The following is a 20,349-nucleotide window of genomic DNA, read 5'->3' as shown; positions in this document are numbered from 1 at the left end:
TCTACATAAACTGATAGAACTACAGCTGGAAAGGCGGATATTCTATGAATCCTACTCCTTATTCAATCCATTTCGAACAATCCAATGGCATTCGGCAACTCAGTTCAGCATTTCTTGAAACCCTGCCCTTTGAAGACCCTAGACTTACATTCATCTGCATTGGTACCGATCGTTCTACAGAAGATGCGTTTGGGCCATTGACTGGATTGTTTCTATCCTTATATAAGAGCTTTCCACTTCGGATTTTGGGTTCATTAGATCACCCCGTCCATGCTCTTAATTTAGAGGATACGCTTGAAAATTTAAAGCAAGACGATGCCACCGAGCCAACTGTGGCAATTGATGCCTGCCTAGGTAACTTGCGAGCCATCGGGGATATTTTACTGGAAAATGGACCGCTTTGGCCAGGAAAAGCAGTACACAAGACGCTTCCTGCCGTAGGAACGTATTCCATTAAAGCCGTTGTCAATCATGGCCACGCTGAAGGCATCGAGACATTACAAACAACGCGACTTCATATTACTCATGGCCTTGCTCGAGTCATTTCTAATTCGTTATTTCTCGCTTGGCACCGCTACTTGGCTAAAAGCCAAATGTCACAGCCACATAGAGTGCCACGACCAACAGACTTGGCAGCAAATTAGCCACTCGCACTTTGGTGATGCCGATCAGGTTCAAACCGATAGCTAAAATCATAATACCTCCCGTAGCGGTCATTTCACTTAAGAACAGTGTCATGGCCTCATCGGGAACGAGACGAGTAATCTGTGTAGCAAAGAGAGCAATGCTCCCTTGGTATAAAGCGACCGGTATAGCGGACAACAGAACCCCAATACCTAATGTTGCAGATAACAAGATGGACGTAAAGCCATCAATAATCCCTTTACTGATGAGCAGTTCGTGATCATTACGAAGTCCACTGTTCAGTGCCCCGAGGACCCCCATCGCTCCAATGACAAAGATTAAGGTTGCGGTCACGAACCCTTGTGCAATAACTCCTTCATTCCCACCTTTACTCATGTTCTTCTCTAGCCAGTGTCCAAGGCGATTGAGTTGTTTGTCTAAGTCCCACCACTCACCGAGCACAGCACCGACTACTAAACTGATGATGACAATAATAAAGTTGGTGCTTTCAAAAGACATTTGAATTCCCATAACGGCTACAGCGAGCCCGATGGCATACATAACCGTCTCCTTCATTCGGTCGGGTATCCCTTTTAACAATCTACCGGCAATTGCACCGACTACAATGAGTAATGCATTGACCAGTGTTCCCCACAACACCATACTTCATCCCTACTTTTCTTATTCAGTTCGCTGCTTCTATATAAAAAGGAAACCTATTTCCATCGTGCGGAAATAGGTCCGTGCTTACTTCTCTAATAGTTCTAAAATTCGTTCTAAATCATCCTTAGAATAGAAGTCGATTTCAATCTTTCCTTTGTCTTGATCTTTAGAATGATTGATTTTAACACCTGTTCCGAAGCGTTCCCGCAATTCAGATTCCTTCTCGATAGTGAAAATATCTTTCTTATCTTTTTGAATTGTTTCACGTGGAACATTTTCATTTAGACGTTGTACGAGTGCTTCTAACTGGCGAACATTCAATTGTTCTTTTGTTGTTTTCTCTAGAATCAATGGGATGTTCTTCTTTTTCTTAAGTCCTAAAAGAGCTTTCCCATGCCCCATTGTAATGACTCCAGCTGAAATTGCTTTCTTCGCTTCTTCTGGTAAAACTAGAAGACGCAAATGGTTTGCGATGTGCGGACGACTCTTCCCTAAACGAAAAGCAAGTTGTTCTTGCGTAAGGTCGAGTGTATCCATCAGTTTCTGATAAGCTTCCGCTTCTTCAATAGCTGTTAGATCTTCACGCTGCAGGTTCTCTAGAATAGCCAGCTCCATCATTTCGCGGTCATCTAAATTACGGACGACTGCTGGAATCTCGTTGAGTCCTGCTAGCTGAGAAGCTCGGAAACGGCGTTCTCCCACGACGATTTCATACTTACTGCCTTTCTTACGAAGCATAATGGGTTGCAACACACCATGTTCTTTAATCGAAGCACTTAATTCTTCTAATGCCTGCTGATCAAAAATTTTACGTGGCTGATAAGGATTGGGTTTGATAAGCTTTAACTCAATCTGTTCGACACGTTCTTCTGTGTTGCGGTCTTCTCCCGGAAACAGAGCATTGATTCCTTTACCTAAACCTTTAGCCATGCTTAATCACTTCCTTCGCAAGTTCCAGGTACACTTCAGCACCCCGTGATTTTGGATCATAAATGATAATAGGTTCGCCATGACTTGGCGCCTCTGACAAGCGGACATTTCTTGGAATAATTGTTTTATAGACTTTGTCTTGGAAGTACTTCTTCACTTCTTCAATGACCTGAATTCCCAGATTAGTCCGAGCATCGAACATTGTCAACAAGACACCGTCAATCGTAAGGTTCTTATTTAAGTGTTTTTGTACAAGACGAATGGTACTGAGCAATTGACTCAGACCTTCTAATGCATAAAATTCACATTGTACCGGAATGATGATCGCATCCGAAGCTGTGAGAGAGTTGATCGTTAGGAGACCTAATGACGGTGGACAATCAATAATGACGTAGTCATAATACGGACTGACTTCCTCTAAAGAACGTTTCAACCGGACTTCCCGTGAAATGGTCGAGACAAGTTCAATTTCTGCCCCTGCCAATGAAATCGTTGCAGGTACTATATGTAGGTTCTCTACTTTGGTCTCTACAATAATGTCTTTCACAGGGACATCATCAATTAGCACATCATAGATGCACTGATCGATTTCCCCTTTGTTCACGCCTACCCCACTTGAGGCATTGCCCTGAGGGTCAATATCAACAAGTAATACCTTCTTGCCCAAATATGCAAGGCAGGCACTGAGGTTCACAGACGTGGTCGTTTTGCCCACTCCGCCTTTTTGGTTGGCGATGGCGATGATTCTTCCCACTCTTGCACCTTCTTTCTAAGCTCATATCTCTTATTCTATCAAATTTTTTCAATTTTAGTATTACATGTGCGTAACATTCACAAAAAAAGCACCTTTGCATTGACGGCAAAGATGCTGAAATGGATTATTTTCGTTTAGGGATTTTAATCACTACTTGGTAATAGTCATCTTGATCTTCTTCTTGTGTTTCAAAGTCAATTCCACTTTTTGAAATCATCGTCAGCGACTGCTTTAAGGTGTTGAGAGCGATTCGGACATCTTTATTAACCATCTTACGTCGTGGCTTGGGAGACGTCTTTTTATCTGTCTCTACTGTCTTTTTCTGCAGTGCTGCAATGCGTTCCTCGAGTTGTTTCACGCTCAATTGTTCACTGATAGCTTGAGACAAGAGCTCAAGTTGGAGCGGCTCATCCTTAACTTTCATCAATGCACGGGCATGTCGTTCAGATAGCTCTTTTGTCAAAATCGCATCCTGTACTTGCTGTGGCAACTTCAATAGTCTGATCTTATTGGCAACGGTAGATTGACCCTTCCCTAATCGTTGGGCCAGTGCTTCTTGCGTCAATTCATGTAATTCAATTAACTGCTGGTATGCGAGCGCTTCTTCAATAGCTGTCAATTCTTCACGTTGTAAGTTCTCAATAAGCGCAACAGAGGCAGTCTCTTTATCTGATAAATTTCGAACGATTGCAGGAACTTCTGTCCACTCTAGTTTGCTCATCGCACGGAAGCGACGTTCACCTGCAATGATCTCATAGTGACCGGATTCGATTTCCCTTAACACGATCGGCTGAATAATTCCATGTGTCCGAATCGTGCGGGCAAGCTCTTCGATTTTTGAATCATCAAAAACTGTTCGCGGCTGATACTTATTAGGTACGATGTTCCCAATTGGAATATGTACGACTTCTTCTACGGCTGTTGAAGTTGTCGCCGCCTCCTCAGGAAGCTGTTCTTTATCTTTCCCTTTATCTGTACCGCCAAAGAGCCTGGAAAAAGGACTTTTCATCTAAACGTGCACCACCTTCTATTACTAATCTATCACAAATCAAGAGAAGATTAAATGTTTCACGTGGAACATTTTACTGGATTGGAGTTTTATTGGGTGTCCCTGGTTTACGGGGATATTTTTTTGGTGTCGCTTTTTGTTTAGAGAATACATAAAGTTTTCGTTCACTGTTTTCTACAGGCAATTGAAACGCATGATCCTCTTCTAGTTGAGCTCCTAGAACCTGCAAGGCTTTCTTCGCATCCTTTAGTTCATCTTCTGCTGAAGCTGCTTTCATTGCGACGAAGCGGCCTCCTACCTTCACTAGTGGTACACACAGTTCAGATAGTACAGACAAGCGAGCTACAGCGCGTGCAGTAACCACATCAAAAGTTTCTCGATAGGTTGCATTTTGGCCGAATTCTTCAGCACGGGCATGGATGAATGTAACATTTTCAAGTCCTAGTTGATCGCTTAGATGATTCAAGAACTGAATACGTTTATTTAGAGAATCTACGATGGTGACGCGCATCTCAGGGAAACAGATTTTCATTGGCAGACTTGGAAACCCTGCTCCTGCTCCAACATCACAAACAGTTAATGGTTTCGAAAAGTCTACATAAAATGCAGCTGAAATCGAATCATAGAAGTGCTTAAGGTATACATCTTCTTGTTCCGTAATTGCTGTCAAATTCATCTTTTCGTTCCATTCTACAAGCAGTTCAAAATACTTCTTGAACTGCTTGATTTGATGGTCCGTTAACTCGATTCCCTTTTCTTTTAAAGCTTCTATAAATTGTTGTTCGTTCATGACGTTCTCCTTAACTTGAGACTTTGGCGATGCGTCCTTGTTCGATATATACCAGTAAGATCGAGATATCGGCTGGATTCACTCCGGAAATACGAGAAGCTTGAGCAATTGATAGCGGTAAGACTTCTTTCAATTTTTGGCGTGCTTCTGTTGCTAGACCTGAGATGGCATCGTAATCGATGTTTTCTGGAATCTTTTTGTCTTCCATCTTCTTCAGCTTGTCTACTTGTTGAAGTGACTTCTCAATATAGCCTTCGTATTTCACTTGGATTTCAATCTGCTCTTTTACATCTTCAGATAACTCATCTTCAGATGGAACCAGTTGTGCCACCAAGTCATAGTTCATTTCAGTACGTTTCAATAGGTCTGATGCACGAATCCCGTCTTTCAGCTCACTTCCTCCGATAGAACGGATCAAGCTTTGCGTCTCTTCGTTCGGCTTGATAATGATGCTACGAAGACGTGCGAGTTCTTTTTCAATCGCATCTTTTTTCGCAAGGAAACGGTCATGGCGCTCATCGCTGATTAAACCAATCTGGTATGCAAGTTCTGTAAGACGAAGATCTGCGTTATCGTGACGTAAGAGTAGACGGTACTCTGCACGAGATGTTAACAAGCGGTAAGGCTCGTTCGTGCCTTTTGTCACTAAGTCGTCAATCAACACACCGATATACGCGTCTGAACGGCTTAATACGACTTCTTCTTCGTCTTTAGCACGGCGAGCTGCATTAATTCCAGCCATGAGGCCTTGTCCTGCTGCTTCTTCGTATCCTGACGTTCCGTTAATCTGTCCCGCTGTATAAAGATTCTTGATTTTTTTCGTCTCAAGTGTCGGCCATAGTTGCGTCGGTACCATCGCATCATACTCAATCGCGTACCCTGCACGCATCATCTCGGCTTTTTCAAGTCCTGGGATGCTTTCTAACAGACGGCGCTGGACGTGCTCTGGAAGGCTTGTAGATAAGCCCTGTACGTATACTTCTTTAGTATTGCGGCCTTCTGGCTCTAAGAAGATCTGATGACGTGGCTTGTCATTGAAACGCACGATTTTGTCTTCAATAGAAGGGCAATAACGAGGACCTGTCCCTTTGATCATTCCTGAATACATTGGAGATAGATGCAAGTTTTCTTCAATGATCTGGTGGGTCTTCTCCCCTGTATACGTCAACCAGCATGGCAGTTGGTCCATGATGAATTCCGTTGTCTCAAAGCTGAACGCTCGTGGGACATCGTCTCCTGGCTGGATTTCTGTCTTTGAGTAGTCAATCGTGTTGGAATTGACGCGTGGCGGTGTTCCTGTTTTGAAACGCACCAAGTCAAAGCCAAGTTCACGCAAGTTGTCAGCTAGCTTGATAGATGGCTGCTGGTTGTTTGGGCCTGATGAGTACTTCAGGTCTCCAATAATGATTTCTCCGCGTAAGAACGTACCTGTTGTGACAACGACTGTCTTCGCGTGGTAGATAGCCCCTACTTGAGTGATAACCCCTTTGACTTCGTTCTCTTCTACAATCAGCTCTTCTACAACGGCCTGATGTACAGAAAGATTTGGCTGCTCTTCCATCAGACGCTTCATTTCTTGTTGGTATAAGACTTTATCTGCCTGTGCACGTAGTGCGCGGACAGCAGGGCCTTTCCCTGTATTCAACATACGCATTTGGATGTGGGTACGGTCAATTACTTTCCCCATAGCTCCTCCAAGTGCATCGATTTCACGGACAACGATTCCTTTTGCCGGCCCTCCTACAGATGGGTTACATGGCATGAAGGCTATCATATCTAAATTTATAGTTAATGCGAGTGTTTTGGCACCCATATTGGCTGCAGCAAGTGCTGCTTCTACACCAGCGTGCCCGGCACCAATGACGATGACATCGTATGTGCCTGCTTCAAATGTACGCATAGTCTCTTCCTCTCTTCCTTTATTTCCCGAGGCAGAACTGAGCAAAGAGCTGATCGATCAGACTTTCTTCTACGGTATCTCCGACGATTTCTCCTAGTATTTCCCAAGTTCGTGTTACATCTATTTGAATCATATCGACTGGAACGCCCTCTTCTGTGGCGTCCAATGCATCTTGAATGGTTTGTTTAGCTTGATGAAGAAGCGCAATATGACGGGCATTGGATACGTAAGTCATGTCCCCGCCCTGCATTCCGCCTTCAAAGAACAATTTCGCAATTTCTTGTTCGAGCTCATCGATTCCTTCGTCTTGAAGAATCGATGTTGTAACGATACGACGGTGCCCCGCAAGCCCTGCGAGCTGGTCATAATCGAGTGCCTGAGGCAGATCCGTCTTGTTGACGATGATAATGGTCTCCATCCCGTGTGTCGCCTCGATCAGGCGCATGTCTTCCTCGCTGAGAGCTTCTGAATGGTTCATTACGAGAAGGATGAGGTCCGCTTCTTTTAACACCTGACGAGAGCGCTCGACACCAATGCGTTCGACGATATCTTCCGTCTCTCGAATCCCTGCCGTATCCACAAGTTTTAGTGGCACGCCGCGCACATTGACGTATTCTTCAATGATATCACGGGTCGTTCCCGCAATATCTGTGACTATGGCTTTATTTTCTTGAATCAGACTGTTTAAGAGAGACGACTTCCCAACATTCGGACGCCCTACAATGACCGTAGAAAGGCCTTCTCGCAAGATTTTCCCTTGCATGCTAGTCTCTAGCAGCTTTTCAATCTCTTGCTTCACCCAGGTCCCTTTTTCGCGCATCAGAGGGATGGTCATCTCTTCTACATCGTCGTATTCCGGATAATCGATATTTACCTCAACTTGTGCGAGTGTTTCTAACAGTGCTTGACGCAATGTCTGAATCAAGCGAGACAAACGCCCGTCCATCTGACCGAGAGCCACGTGCATCGCTTTATCTGTCTTCGCACGAATTAGGTCCATAACCGCTTCTGCTTGTGATAAATCGATACGGCCATTCAGGAAAGCACGTTTTGTAAACTCTCCTGGCTCTGCCATACGTGCACCTGCACGCAGGACAAGCTGTAGTACCTGGTTCACGGTAACAAGTCCGCCATGACAGTTGATCTCCACGACGTCTTCTCGCGTGAACGTCTTTGGACCGCGCATCAAGGACACCATGACCTCTTCGACGACTTCTTCCGTGTCTGGTCGTACTAGATGGCCATAATGAATGGTGTGCGTCGCTTCTTGCTGAAGTTTTTTATGGGAGGGAGAACGGAATATCTGATCAGCAATTGAAACAGCCTCTGGACCACTCAGGCGAACAATTGCGATCGCCCCTTCTCCGAGTGGTGTGGAAATCGCTGCAATTGTATCAAATTCCATAGTTGGTTTCTCTCCTCTATCTGACACTTATCCACACGTGGATAAGTCGTTTTTAGTTGAATTCACTAACACCTTACAATAGCATATTTTTGTGGAAAACTCTAGTTGCGGAACTGTGACGATTCGTCTCCAGCTTACAAATATGAATCATAAAAACCGCCATCTGGCGGTTTTGGTTTCTATTATAAGATTACTTTTCACCTGAGATACCATTTCCAAGGGGAGAACCTGAAAGTCTCCTCGTCGCAAGCTGCTGCGGGGTCTCGCAGAACCTCTGATACCCTGGGAAATGGCATATCAGGCTCATAATTTCGAAAGTAGAGTTGGATTCAAAGACGCAGAATTCCCTCTTTAGAGTATCCATTCATATGCAAATCAAAAAGAAGCCCACTGAGGGGCTTCTCGTTTTATGCTTTGATCGGTTCAATGACCAAGTGACGGTGTGGATCGGTTCCGACTGAGTATGTGTCGATATCGACATGCGTCGAAAGCGCATTGTGTATGATCTTCCGTTCGTAAGCGTTCATCGGCTCGAACTCTACTTTCTCACCAGAACGGCGGGCTTTGTCAGCCATACGCTCTGCTAGCTGTTCAAGCGCGACTCGGCGCTTCTCGCGGTAGTTCTCCACGTCGATTTTGACGATCATGAAGTTTCCGGAATGTTTGTTGGCTACTAACTGAACGAGCTGTTCGAGCGCGTTCAGTGTCTGTCCACGCTTTCCAATGAGCTGAGCCGCTTTCGCACTGTTCAACTGGAAATGCACATACTTCCCTTCGATTTCATGTGTGACATCTAGGTCGTGGATTCCCATACCTCCTGCCACTTGCTTCATATAAAGAATCGATTCTTCGATGGCCTTGTCATTTGAAGCAGCTGATTTCTCAACAGGCTCCTTTAGAACAGGCTCTTCTATTTGTAGTTTCTGGTCAACCGGCTCTGTCTCTTCAACGACCGGCTCTTGTACCGGTGCTTCTTCGACTGGAACTGGCTCCGGGTCTGAAATCAGAGATGCCAGAGAAGAAGTCGATTTTACCTCTTCTTCTTCTTTTACGCTCACTATCACAACTGCAGGCTTCGCTCCTAGACCGAGAAAGCCTTTTTTACCTTCATCTAAAATCTTGATCGATGCTTGGTCACGACGAATTCCAAGCTCTTGTAATGCTTGTTGAATTGCCTGCTCACTGTTTGCTGCAGTTTGTGTAGTGGATCTCATCTCTTTTTCCCTCCCGTTTGAACTGGAACCGCCTTAGGTTTGTTCCAAGGCTTGTAAATCACTAAGTTTTGGATTAAAGAAATAATGTTTCCGATAACCCAGTACAGGGTCAATGCGGATGGTAACACCAGACCGAATCCGACGATCATGAACGGCATGATGTACATCATGATGCGCATTTGCGGATTGTCCATTGCAGGACCTGTCATCAAGGTAACGAGCTGGAACACCCCAGCCAAAATCGCTAGCGTGATACTTGGCTCTGCTAATGGGAAGATCAAGAAATCACCTAAGTTGATTTCTGGTGTAGCATTCATTCGGCTGATTGCGTGGTAGAAACCAATTAAGATTGGCATCTGCACGAGTACTGGTAAACAGCCGGCAGCTGGATTGACGCCGCGTTCTTTAAAGAGCGCCATCATCTCTGCTTGGTATTTTTGTTGTGTTTGTGCATCTTTCGAGCTGTACTTTTCACGAAGCTTTGCAAGCTCCGGTTGTACTTCTTGCATCTTTTTCGAGCTCTTCGTCTGTTTGATCATTAATGGTAGAATCGCCAAACGAATGAGGACTGTTACCGCAATGATTCCCAGTCCGTAGGTCCCTAAAAGATTTTTAAAATACGAGATTGTTGAAACGAGCGGCCATACGATGAATTCGTTCCAGAAACCAGATGATTCATCATAGATCGGTTCGTTAAATTCTGTACACCCTGCTAGAAATAGTGCTGTGAACACAAGCAGAGTGAGAAGTAACTTCTTTTTCACCTTGTACGTCCCCCTGCATTATCTTTTCTTCATCTTACCACTCGGTCGATAAACTTTCGCGATTTTCAAAACGTGTTCGAGACTTTTTTTGGTCTCATGAAAATCCAGTGTGGCCGCCGGTATCCTGGCGATAATAATATAATTGGCGGGTTGAACATCGTCTTTCAGCTCCAGGAAGGTTTGACGTATGTATCGTTTGACGCGATTGCGTGTGACCGCATTTCCAACTTTCTTGCTGACGGACAAGCCGACGCGGAAATGGGTTTCTTCACTTGGCAACACGTACACAACAAACTGTCTATTGGCATACGACGTTCCTTTTTTAAAGATATGCTGAAATTCTTTGTTGTCTTTGATCCGCTGGTGTTTCTTCATGGACCTCCGACCTTCCTATTTCATTCTGATTGAGCTGCTACTACTGTAATAAAGCTTCAGGCGTTAGAAATACATTCAAAAATCAGTCACACCCGTAGAGGCAAAGAGCGCCTCTACGGGCATGCCTAATTCCCGAAGCATTTCTGATCAAACGCCTTCCGCGTCTTTTAGTAAAAAAAAATCCACTGAGGGTTCAGTGGACTTATGCTGATAATACTTTTCTTCCTTTAGCACGGCGTGAAGCTAATACGCGGCGGCCATTCTTTGTGCTCATGCGTGCACGGAAACCGTGAACTTTGCTGCGTTTACGTTTATTTGGTTGGAATGTACGTTTCATTGTGTAAGACACCTCCTGCTTTGACTATTCTTAAATATCTCTAGACAGTCTTGACTATTATACTGAAATCTGTTCCCAACTGTCAATGCCGAAAATCAAATTTGTATTTGTGATTCCTCTGAAGTTATCCACATGTTCGACAGATACTTGCAAAATTCGATGTGAGTATGTAAAATCACCTTTCTAAGTTATCAACATCCCTTATGAACAGTTTTTGCACATATACCACCTTGTGGACAACTCGAATTGTAAAACTGCGGGGCTTTGTGGATAAGTTTAATCAACTCTTGTCAGTACTAGGTAAAAATGATATGCTAATTGTGTTTTACTCTGTACATAAAAAAATCCGTTATTTCAGTTATCCACATCTGTGAGTAAAGTGTGGATAATATTTTTCACAGTGTGTGTAAAGTTTTATCCACATGCTTTTTATAATGTGAATAACCGTTCTATATTTTTTACCATGTCGAACTTCGTCTGGTGTTTTTTTCTACCTCAAATGATGACAGAGAAGAAAGGAGTGTACTTCGTTGGACCAACTTGAAGAACTATGGGGCCGTGTGTTGGCTGAAATGGAAAAGCAAGTCTCAAAGCCAAGTTTTGAAACGTGGCTGAAATCTACCAAGCTACTTTCTTATAAGCAGGATACGCTGACCATTGCAGCACCCAACTCATTCGCTCGGGACTGGTTAGAAAACCACTATGTCCATCAGATTGCCGCTATTTTGCATGATCTTACAGGGAAAGAAGCTATGATTTCATTTATCGTCCCTAAAGATCAGAACCTGGAAGATTACGATATTCCCGCACCAAAACCAATGGTCCCGCAGGATGAGCAACCTGATTTTTCACCAGGTATGTTGAATTCTAAATATACCTTTGACACCTTCGTCATCGGCTCTGGAAACCGCTTTGCTCATGCCGCTTCACTAGCTGTAGCAGAAGCACCTGCAAAGGCTTATAACCCGCTCTTCATCTACGGAGGAGTCGGACTTGGAAAGACCCACTTGATGCATGCGATTGGTCATTATGTACAAGAACACAATCCGAACGCGAAAGTGGTGTATTTGTCGTCTGAAAAATTCACGAATGAGTTCATTAACTCGATCCGTGACAACAAGACGGTGCATTTCCGCAATAAATACCGCAACGTAGATGTGCTGCTAATAGATGATATTCAGTTCCTCGCTGGAAAAGAATCGACGCAAGAAGAATTCTTCCATACATTCAATGCGTTGCATGAAGAGTCTAAGCAGATCATCATCTCCAGTGACCGTCCGCCTAAAGAGATTCCAACGCTTGAGGACCGCTTGCGTTCTCGTTTTGAATGGGGCTTAATCACGGATATTTCACCACCAGACTTAGAGACACGGATTGCTATCTTGCGCAAGAAAGCCCGTGCAGACGGCCTGGATATCAGCAATGAAGTGATGGTCTACATCGCTAATCAGATTGATTCCAACATCCGTGAGTTAGAAGGCGCGTTGATTCGTGTCGTCGCGTATTCGTCTTTGATTAACCGCGATATCAATGTGGATTTGGCAGCTGAAGCGTTAAAAGATATCATGCCAAACAACCGCTCTCGCGCTATCACGATTTTAGATATTCAAAAAGTGGTCGGTGAGCATTATCATGTGCGACTTGAAGACTTTTCAGCTAAGAAACGTACGAAATCGATTGCCTACCCACGCCAGATTGCGATGTATCTGTCTCGCGAATTAACGGATTTCTCGTTGCCTAAAATTGGAGAAGAGTTTGGAGGTCGTGATCACACCACTGTGATTCATGCGACGGAAAAAATCTCGACGCTACTCAAAACAGATGAGACATTGAAAAATGAAATCAAACAGATTAAAAGTCTGCTAGGCCGCTCGTCTGGATAATGTGGATAACTCTAGTACTTTACCTGTAGTTTGTAAACACGTTGTGCACATGTGGATAACCTTTATTCTCTAAGGAAAAATGCACTTATACACATATTCACAGTGCCTATTACTATTGCTGTTATTCTTTAATAAAAATAAATATGTATATAAGGAGCTGATTTCAGCGTGAAATTTGAAGTAATGCGAGATCGCTTACTCGAGGCATTGAATGATGTCATGAAAGCAGTAAGTTCAAAAACCACTGTCGCTATTTTGACAGGGATTAAGATCGAAGCAAAAAAAGAGGGAATCTACTTAACAGGTAGTGACGCAGATATTACGATTCAAACATTCATTCCAGTAGAAGAGGACGGAGAACAAATCGTTCAGCTTACACAAACGGGTTCTATCGTGTTGCAAGCCCGCTTCTTTAACGAAATCGTCCGCAAGCTTCCAACAAACGATGTTCTGATCGAAGTAAAAAACGGCTATCAGACAGATGTGCGTTCTGGTAAATCAGAGTTCCACTTGATCGGCCAAGATGCAAATGACTATCCACTACTTCCTCAGATGGAAGAAGATCAATCGTTCACGATGCCAGCAGAACTTGTAAAATCAATCATTCGTGAAACGGTATTCGCTGTGTCGACTTCAGAAAGCCGTCCTGTATTAACAGGCGTCAACTGGCAGATCCGTGATGGTGAATTGATGTGTGTGGCTACAGACAGCCACCGTCTTGCTCGTCGTTCAACGAAGCTTGAGAACGCTCCAGCTGACGAATACAACGCTGTCATTCCAGGAAAGAGCTTAAACGAGCTCAACAAAATCCTTGAAGACAACTCAGAACCTGTTGAAATCGTCTTGACGTCTCAACAGATCCTGTTCAAAGCAGGGAACGTGTTGTTCTATTCTCGCTTACTTGAAGGGAATTATCCGGATACAAGCCGTCTGATTCCTTCTGAACATAAGACACTGGTTGTCGTAAATGGCCGTGCGCTTCACCAAGCCATCGACCGCGCATCTTTACTTGCACGCGAAGAACGCAACAATGTCGTTCGTTTTACAACACAAGGACAGAACGCTGTAGAGATCTCTTCAAACTCTCCTGAAATCGGAAAAGTAGAAGAGCAGGTACTAGCCGAGCAGATCGAAGGCGAAGAGTTGGTGATCTCGTTCAGTGCGAAATACATGATGGATGCTTTGAAAGCCATTGAAGGCCATGACGTCCAGATCCAGTTCACAGGCGTGATGCGCCCATTCATTTTGAAATCGGTTCATGATGACGCGATTCTTCAGCTGATTCTTCCGGTTCGTACGTATTAATCTAAAAGGAGTCGCTCAGTGTAGCGACTCCTTTTACTTATGTACAAATATAGGGTAAAATGGAGTGATAATGACTTTTAGAAAGAGTAGGTATTCAACCGATGAATGAAATACGATTTGATTCAGAATACATCACACTCGGCCAACTGCTGAAAATGGTTGGTGCGATAGACTCTGGCGGGATGGCAAGACCGTTTCTTCAGATGAACACGGTGTTTGTCAATGGAGAAGCAGAAGAGCGCAGAGGGAAGAAACTGCGTACAGGGGATGTCGTACTGATTCCGCAGCATGGAAAGTTTAAACTGATCGGACCTGAGGCGTAAGATGCATATAGAGACATTGAGGCTTAGCAATTATCGAAATTACGAAGCAGCATCTGCTGAATTTTCCAAGCATGTGAATGTTTTCCTTGGCGAAAATGCACAAGGCAAAACGAACATCATGGAAGCCATCTATGTACTCGCCATGGCAAAGTCCCACCGGACGTCCAATGATAAAGAATTGATACGTTGGGACGCGGAATATGGTAAAATAAAAGGTGATGTTCATAAAAAATATGGGACTGTCCCATTTGAATTGACCATCTCTCAAAAGGGCAAAAAAGCAAAGGTTAATCATCTCGAACAATCACGTCTCAGTGATTACATCGGCCAGATGAATGTGGTCATGTTTGCGCCCGAAGATCTGAATTTAGTAAAAGGCAGCCCGCAGGTGAGACGACGGTTTTTAGATATGGAAATCGGCCAGATATCACCTGTCTATTTGCATGACCTTTTGCAATTTCAGAAGATTTTAAAACAACGTAACCACATACTCAAACAGAACCAAGGGAAACCTTCGCTCGATGATGTGATGTTTGCGATTTATACAGAACAATATGTAGAGGCAGCTGTTAAAGTCATCGCCAAGCGCATACAATTCATTGAATTGCTGCAATCCTGGGCAGAGACCATTCATCATGGTATTTCCCGTGGACTTGAGAAGCTAAACATCCGTTACCACTGTACAGCTGGAATTGATTTCGAGACGACTGTAGACGAGTGGAAGCAGCAACTGACAGACAAGCTGGAGAAATCGCAGCGTACCGAATTGCAGCGCGGAACCACGTTATACGGACCGCACCGAGACGATCTGCAGTTCTTCGTTAATGATTATGATGTCCAGACATACGGCTCTCAAGGGCAGCAACGAACTACAGCGTTGTCACTAAAATTAGCAGAGATTGAACTGATCCATCAAGAAGTCGGCGAACCGCCCATCTTGCTTCTCGATGATGTGTTGTCTGAACTGGATGATTACCGTCAGACACATCTGCTGAATACGATACAAGATAAAGTGCAGACGTTCGTCACTACTACCACAGTGGATGGACTGACACACGACGTTGTTACACAAGCCAAATTGTTTCATGTGGAACATGGAACGATTCAAGAAAAATCCCATGTGGAATAGATGTGCCAAACAGAAAGAGTAGGTGAGTCACTTGGCAATGGAAGAAAAAGAATTACAAACTTCTTATGATGCGGATCAGATTCAGGTTTTAGAAGGTCTTGAAGCCGTACGCAAACGTCCAGGTATGTATATTGGTTCTACCAGTTCAAAAGGTCTTCACCATTTAGTATGGGAAATCGTTGATAACTCAATCGATGAAGCGTTAGCCGGTTATTGCGACCATATTACGGTCACGATTGAAAAAGATAACTGGATTCGCGTTGAAGATAACGGACGCGGGATTCCTGTAAGCAATCATGAAAAGATGGGGAAACCTGCTGTTGAAGTCATCATGACCGTGCTTCATGCCGGCGGAAAGTTCGGCGGTGGCGGTTACAAAGTATCTGGTGGACTTCACGGTGTAGGGGCTTCTGTAGTGAATGCGTTGTCAGAACACGCAGAAGTTATCGTACGACGTGACGGTAAAGTCCATGAAATCAAATTTGAGCGCGGTGCTGTGACACAACCACTGCAAGTGATTGGCGATGCAGACACGACGGGCTCTACAACTCGCTTCAAAGCAGACCCTGAGATTTTCACAGAGACGACGGTTTATGAATTTGATATCTTAGCGAACCGAATCCGTGAACTGGCTTACTTGAACCGTGGTCTTGCCATCACTATTCAAGATGAGCGTGAAGGGGAAGAACAAAAGAAGAAGTTCCACTACGAAGGTGGAATCAAATCTTACGTTGAGCACTTAAATGCCAAAAAAGAGCCACTTCATGAAGAACCAATCTTTGTGGAAGGCGAAAAAGAAGGCATCACAATAGAAATCGCCATGCAGTACAATGCAGGCTACAATGCGGCTATCTTCTCGTTTGCGAACAACATCAATACGTATGAAGGTGGTACGCACGAATCTGGATTCAAAACAGCTCTGACGCGCGTTATCAATGACTACGCTCGCAAAAATAACCTGTTGAAAGAATCGGAGACCAATCTAACAGGTGACGATGTACGTGAAGGTCTGACGGCTATCATCTCTATCAAACACCCAGATCCACAGTTTGAAGGTCAAACGAAGACGAAACTGGGGAACTCAGAAGTCAGCCAGATTACGAACAGCTTGTTCTCTGAAGGTTTTGAGCGTTTCTTATTAGAAAATCCTTCAGTAGCTCGTCAAGTCGTTGAAAAAGGCTTGATGGCAGCTCGTGCTCGTGTGGCTGCGAAGAAAGCTCGTGAGTTCACTCGTCGCAAGTCAGCACTTGAAGTTTCGAGTTTACCAGGGAAACTTGCAGATTGTTCGTCACGAAATCCGGAAGAGAGTGAACTGTACATCGTAGAGGGTGACTCTGCGGGTGGTTCAGCAAAATCCGGTCGTGATCGTCACTTCCAAGCCATCCTGCCACTTCGCGGGAAAATCTTGAACGTGGAGAAAGCACGTCTTGATCGTATTCTTGGAAACAATGAGATCCGTGCCATGATTACAGCTCTTGGTACAGGAATCGGTGGGGAATTCAATCTGGAGAAGGCGCGTTATCATAAAGTCGTCATCATGACAGATGCCGATGTCGACGGTGCTCACATCCGTACGCTCCTGTTGACGTTCTTCTTCCGCTTTATGCGTCCGTTGATTGAAGCAGGCTATGTCTATGTGGCACAGCCGCCGCTTTATCAAGTGAAGCAAGGGAAGCATATTGAGTATTGCTACAATGACGAGCAGTTACGTGCCATCCTCGAGAGCCTGCCGAAGCAGCCAAAACCAAACGTACAGCGATACAAAGGTCTTGGTGAGATGAACGCAAGCCAGCTTTGGGAGACGACGATGGATCCAGAATACCGTACGCTCCTACAAGTTAACTTAGAAGATGCTCTTGAAGCGGACGCGATCTTCGAACAACTGATGGGCGATGAAGTAGAACCACGCCGCCAGTTTATCGAAGACAACGCTGTTTATGTGAAAAATTTAGATATTTAATGACACGTTCCACATCTCGTCAGTCGTATTGGCGGGATGTGTGATTTCGTTTAGGTGAAGAAAGAATGGGAGGTCAACCAGCATGTCGGAAGTACCGAATAAAGGCGTAAAAGGAATTAATATCAGTAATGAGATGAAGACTTCATTCCTGGATTATGCCATGAGTGTTATTGTCTCGCGAGCGTTACCGGATGTACGAGACGGATTGAAACCGGTTCATCGCCGAATTTTATACGGAATGCAAGAACTCGGAAATACACCGGATAAATCGTATAAGAAGTCAGCGCGTATCGTCGGTGACGTAATGGGGAAATACCACCCACACGGCGACTCCTCTATTTACGATGCGATGGTACGTATGGCGCAAGACTTCAGCTACCGCTACATGTTAGTAGACGGTCACGGAAACTTTGGTTCCATTGACGGTGACGGAGCAGCGGCGATGCGTTACACGGAATCCCGTATGTCCAAAATCGCGATGGAAATGCTGCGCGACATCAATAAAGATACGATCGACTATAAAGACAACTACGATGGCCAAGAAAAAGAGCCAGCTGTCTTACCGAGCCGTTACCCGAACCTACTAGTAAACGGAGCTTCAGGTATCGCAGTAGGTATGGCAACGAATATTCCATCACACAACTTAGGCGAAGTCATTGACGGTGTTTTAGCTCTTGCTGAAAACCCAGCGATCACAATCGACGAGTTGATGGAATACATCCCAGGGCCAGACTTCCCGACAGGCGGTATCATTTTAGGACGAAGCGGCATTCGCCGCGCGTATGAGACGGGCCGCGGTTCTATCATCACACGTGCTAAAATCGAGTTCGAAGAAAAAGCGAGCGGCAAACAAGTCATCATCGTCAAAGAGATTCCTTATCAGGTAAACAAAGCGCGCTTGATTGAAAAGATTGCAGAGCTTGTGCGTGATAAAAAAATCGAAGGCATTACGCACTTAGCGGATGAATCAGACCGCGATGGTATGCGTATCGTCATCGAGTTACGTAAAGACGCCAACACACACGTCTTACTGAACAACCTATACAAACAGACGCAACTTCAGACAAGCTTTGGTGTGAACATGTTGGCACTTGTCGACAACCAACCAAAGGTCTTGAACTTGAAGGAAGCCCTGTATCACTATTTAGAACATCAAAAAGTCGTCATCCGTCGCCGTACTCAGTTCGATTTGAACAAGGCGAAGGATCGTGCTCACATTTTAGAAGGTCTTCGAATCGCTCTAGACCACATCGACGAAATCATTGCCCTTATTCGTGCTTCTCAAACAGGAGACGAAGCAAAGCGTGGCTTGATGGAGAAGTTCGAGCTGTCTGAGCGCCAAGCACAAGCAATCCTTGACATGCGTCTACAACGTCTGACAGGACTTGAGCGTGACAAGATTGAAGAAGAATACAATGCATTGCTCGAATTGATCAAAGAATTGACGTTTATTCTAGAAAACGAATACCGCGTCATCGAGATCATTCGTGAAGAGCTAACGGAAATTCGTGACAAGTTCTCCGATGCACGTCGCACAGAGATCATGGCAGGCGGGGCAGAAATCATGGAAGACGAAGACTTGATTCCAGAAGAAAATTCTGTATTGACACTTACAAACAAAGGCTACATCAAACGTTTGCCGGTCAATACGTACCGCAGCCAGCGTCGTGGTGGTCGAGGCGTCCAAGGAATGGGTACAAACGAAGATGACTTCGTAGAGCACCTACTTAATACATCGACACATGATACAATCCTGTTCTTTACGAACAAAGGAAAAGTGTACCGTGCTCGAGGATTTGAGATTCCAGAATACGGCCGTACCGCAAAAGGATTGCCACTAGTTAACTTATTGAACATTGAACGTGATGAGCAGGTCACTGCCATGATTCCGATGTCTTCATTCGAAGAAACGGAATACTTCATCTTCACAACACGCGATGGAGTGACAAAACGAACGCCAGTGACGGCATTTGCTAATATCCGTACAAACGGTTTGATTGCTGTATCTCTTCGTGAAGAAGATGAACTGATTGCTGTTCGTCGTACAAATGGCGAGAAAGACATTATCATCGGAACGCACCAAGGACGTTCTGTTCGTTTCAAAGAGACGGATATTCGTTCCATGGGACGAACTGCAGCAGGTGTTCGCGGAATCAAACTACGTGAAAATGACTTTGTTGTCGGCATGGAAATCCTTGAAGACGATCAAGAAGTATTGGTCGTTACAGAAAACGGATACGGAAAACGGACTCCAGCCTCTGAGTACCGCTTGCAGTCTCGTGGCGGTTACGGAATCAAGACGTGTCAGATTACGGAGAAGAACGGAAACTTGAGTGCTCTGAAAACTGTAGACGGTACAGAAGACTTGATGTTGATCACGCTTCAAGGGATGCTGATCCGTATGGCAGTCGAGGATATCTCCACTACTGGACGTTCTACACAAGGTGTCCGTTTAATGCGCCTGAGCGATGAAGAAAAGATCGCGACTGTTGCGAAAGTAGATAAAGGTGAAGAAGAAGAGCTGGAGTTAGAAGCAGAAGGTGTTCCAACACTGGATGAATCGACTAGTGTAGATCAAACACCTCCTATAGAAGAAGAGTAAGAAATAGCTTTTATAAAACGTACTTATGAATTCATAAGTGCGTTTTATTTTTTTAGTAAAATAATGTTGACTCTTTCATTTGTAGCTGTTATGATTAATAGGTCGCTAAGGCAGTACAGCAAAAATATAATAAAGTGTTGACAACGTTTTGATAAGTTGCTATACTTTAAAAGTTGTCTCAAGGCGACATATGAACATTGAAAACTGAACATGCAAGACGTCAAGATAGAGCGTCACCACCCCGACCCCCGTTGGGTGTGCGTGACGCAAACAGAACCAAGTCGCATCCTTTAACGGAATGTGACGGACGTTCAAAAATGGACATCATTATGATGCCAGCAACAAAATGAGCTTATTTTAAGCTCTCTTTTATGGAGAGTTT

18 protein-coding genes are annotated in these 20,349 nt (G+C 44.4%); 7 read left to right on the top strand and 11 right to left on the bottom strand.

The genetic code is table 11. From position 1 onward, the window contains the following. The first annotated feature begins 44 nt into the window (after positions 1–44). Positions 45–644: a spore protease YyaC gene (gene yyaC, locus CQS04_RS09095; RefSeq protein ID WP_100353854.1), complete on the top strand. Its 600-nt coding sequence runs from the start codon at positions 45–47 to the stop codon at positions 642–644. Here yyaC and CQS04_RS09090 read toward each other — a convergent pair. From CQS04_RS09090 to rpmH, 11 genes are all read right to left on the bottom strand, one after another. Beyond that, entirely contained in the window at positions 583–1,287 is a 705-nt protein-coding gene (locus CQS04_RS09090) for a DUF554 domain-containing protein (RefSeq protein WP_100353853.1), read from the bottom strand. The two genes, yyaC and CQS04_RS09090, sit on opposite strands and share 62 nt — an antisense overlap. Positions 1,288–1,371: 84 nt before the next feature. After that, complete coding sequence (locus tag CQS04_RS09085; protein WP_100353852.1) at positions 1,372–2,217, bottom strand: ParB/RepB/Spo0J family partition protein; 846 nt, start codon at positions 2,215–2,217, stop codon at positions 1,372–1,374. Next, complete coding sequence (locus tag CQS04_RS09080; RefSeq protein ID WP_094941853.1) at positions 2,210–2,971, bottom strand: ParA family protein; 762 nt, start codon at positions 2,969–2,971, stop codon at positions 2,210–2,212. The genes CQS04_RS09085 and CQS04_RS09080 overlap by 8 nt, the downstream gene beginning before the upstream one ends. A 124-nt stretch (positions 2,972–3,095) precedes the next feature. Next, on the bottom strand, positions 3,096–3,980 hold the full coding sequence (noc, locus tag CQS04_RS09075) for a nucleoid occlusion protein (RefSeq protein WP_100353851.1): 885 nt from the start codon (positions 3,978–3,980) through the stop codon (positions 3,096–3,098). 73 nt (positions 3,981–4,053) lie between these two features. Beyond that, on the bottom strand, positions 4,054–4,770 hold the full coding sequence (gene rsmG, locus CQS04_RS09070) for a 16S rRNA (guanine(527)-N(7))-methyltransferase RsmG (RefSeq protein ID WP_100353850.1): 717 nt from the start codon (positions 4,768–4,770) through the stop codon (positions 4,054–4,056). A gap of 10 nt (positions 4,771–4,780) precedes the next feature. Further along, the gene (gene mnmG / locus CQS04_RS09065; protein ID WP_100353849.1) at positions 4,781–6,670 is read right to left on the bottom strand and encodes a tRNA uridine-5-carboxymethylaminomethyl(34) synthesis enzyme MnmG; all 1,890 of its coding nucleotides are present in this window, start codon (positions 6,668–6,670) and stop codon (positions 4,781–4,783) included. A 19-nt stretch (positions 6,671–6,689) separates the two neighbouring features. After that, positions 6,690–8,075: a tRNA uridine-5-carboxymethylaminomethyl(34) synthesis GTPase MnmE gene (gene mnmE / locus CQS04_RS09060; protein WP_100353848.1), complete on the bottom strand. Its 1,386-nt coding sequence runs from the start codon at positions 8,073–8,075 to the stop codon at positions 6,690–6,692. A gap of 407 nt (positions 8,076–8,482) precedes the next feature. Further along, on the bottom strand, positions 8,483–9,289 hold the full coding sequence (jag, locus tag CQS04_RS09055) for an RNA-binding cell elongation regulator Jag/EloR (RefSeq protein WP_100353847.1): 807 nt from the start codon (positions 9,287–9,289) through the stop codon (positions 8,483–8,485). Next, the gene (yidC, locus tag CQS04_RS09050; protein WP_100353846.1) at positions 9,286–10,053 is read right to left on the bottom strand and encodes a membrane protein insertase YidC; all 768 of its coding nucleotides are present in this window, start codon (positions 10,051–10,053) and stop codon (positions 9,286–9,288) included. Before yidC ends, jag begins: the two co-directional genes overlap by 4 nt. A gap of 18 nt (positions 10,054–10,071) precedes the next feature. Continuing rightward, positions 10,072–10,428, bottom strand: a complete 357-nt coding sequence (gene rnpA / locus CQS04_RS09045; protein WP_100353845.1) for a ribonuclease P protein component — start codon at positions 10,426–10,428, stop codon at positions 10,072–10,074. A gap of 202 nt (positions 10,429–10,630) precedes the next feature. Then, positions 10,631–10,765 carry a 50S ribosomal protein L34 gene (rpmH, locus tag CQS04_RS09040; RefSeq protein ID WP_094941861.1) on the bottom strand — a complete coding sequence of 45 codons (135 nt, stop codon included), beginning with the start codon at positions 10,763–10,765 and terminating at the stop codon, positions 10,631–10,633. Between the two features lie 530 nt (positions 10,766–11,295). Between rpmH and dnaA the strand changes: the two genes are divergently transcribed. From dnaA to gyrA, 6 genes are all read left to right on the top strand, one after another. Next, positions 11,296–12,648 carry a chromosomal replication initiator protein DnaA gene (gene dnaA, locus CQS04_RS09035; RefSeq protein ID WP_100353844.1) on the top strand — a complete coding sequence of 451 codons (1,353 nt, stop codon included), beginning with the start codon at positions 11,296–11,298 and terminating at the stop codon, positions 12,646–12,648. Positions 12,649–12,816: 168 nt separating this feature from the next. Then, a complete protein-coding gene (gene dnaN, locus CQS04_RS09030; RefSeq protein WP_100353843.1) occupies positions 12,817–13,953 on the top strand; it encodes a DNA polymerase III subunit beta in 1,137 nt (378 codons plus the stop codon). 101 nt (positions 13,954–14,054) lie between these two features. Next, positions 14,055–14,276, top strand: a complete 222-nt coding sequence (yaaA, locus tag CQS04_RS09025; RefSeq protein ID WP_094941864.1) for a S4 domain-containing protein YaaA — start codon at positions 14,055–14,057, stop codon at positions 14,274–14,276. 1 nt (position 14,277) lies between these two features. Next, the gene (recF, locus tag CQS04_RS09020; protein ID WP_100353842.1) at positions 14,278–15,405 is read left to right on the top strand and encodes a DNA replication/repair protein RecF; all 1,128 of its coding nucleotides are present in this window, start codon (positions 14,278–14,280) and stop codon (positions 15,403–15,405) included. A 37-nt stretch (positions 15,406–15,442) separates the two neighbouring features. Beyond that, the gene (gene gyrB, locus CQS04_RS09015) at positions 15,443–17,365 is read left to right on the top strand and encodes a DNA topoisomerase (ATP-hydrolyzing) subunit B (RefSeq protein ID WP_174688396.1); all 1,923 of its coding nucleotides are present in this window, start codon (positions 15,443–15,445) and stop codon (positions 17,363–17,365) included. Positions 17,366–17,447: 82 nt separating this feature from the next. Further along, positions 17,448–19,967: a DNA gyrase subunit A gene (gyrA, locus tag CQS04_RS09010; protein WP_100353840.1), complete on the top strand. Its 2,520-nt coding sequence runs from the start codon at positions 17,448–17,450 to the stop codon at positions 19,965–19,967. Positions 19,968–20,349 lie beyond the last annotated feature (382 nt).

The organism is Chryseomicrobium excrementi (genome assembly GCF_002798305.1).
In the GTDB taxonomy this organism is placed as follows: Bacteria; Bacillota; Bacilli; order Bacillales_A; family Planococcaceae; genus Chryseomicrobium; species Chryseomicrobium excrementi.
Note: the sequence above shows the minus strand (reverse complement) of the source record. Positions and strands in the feature narration are given on the sequence as shown.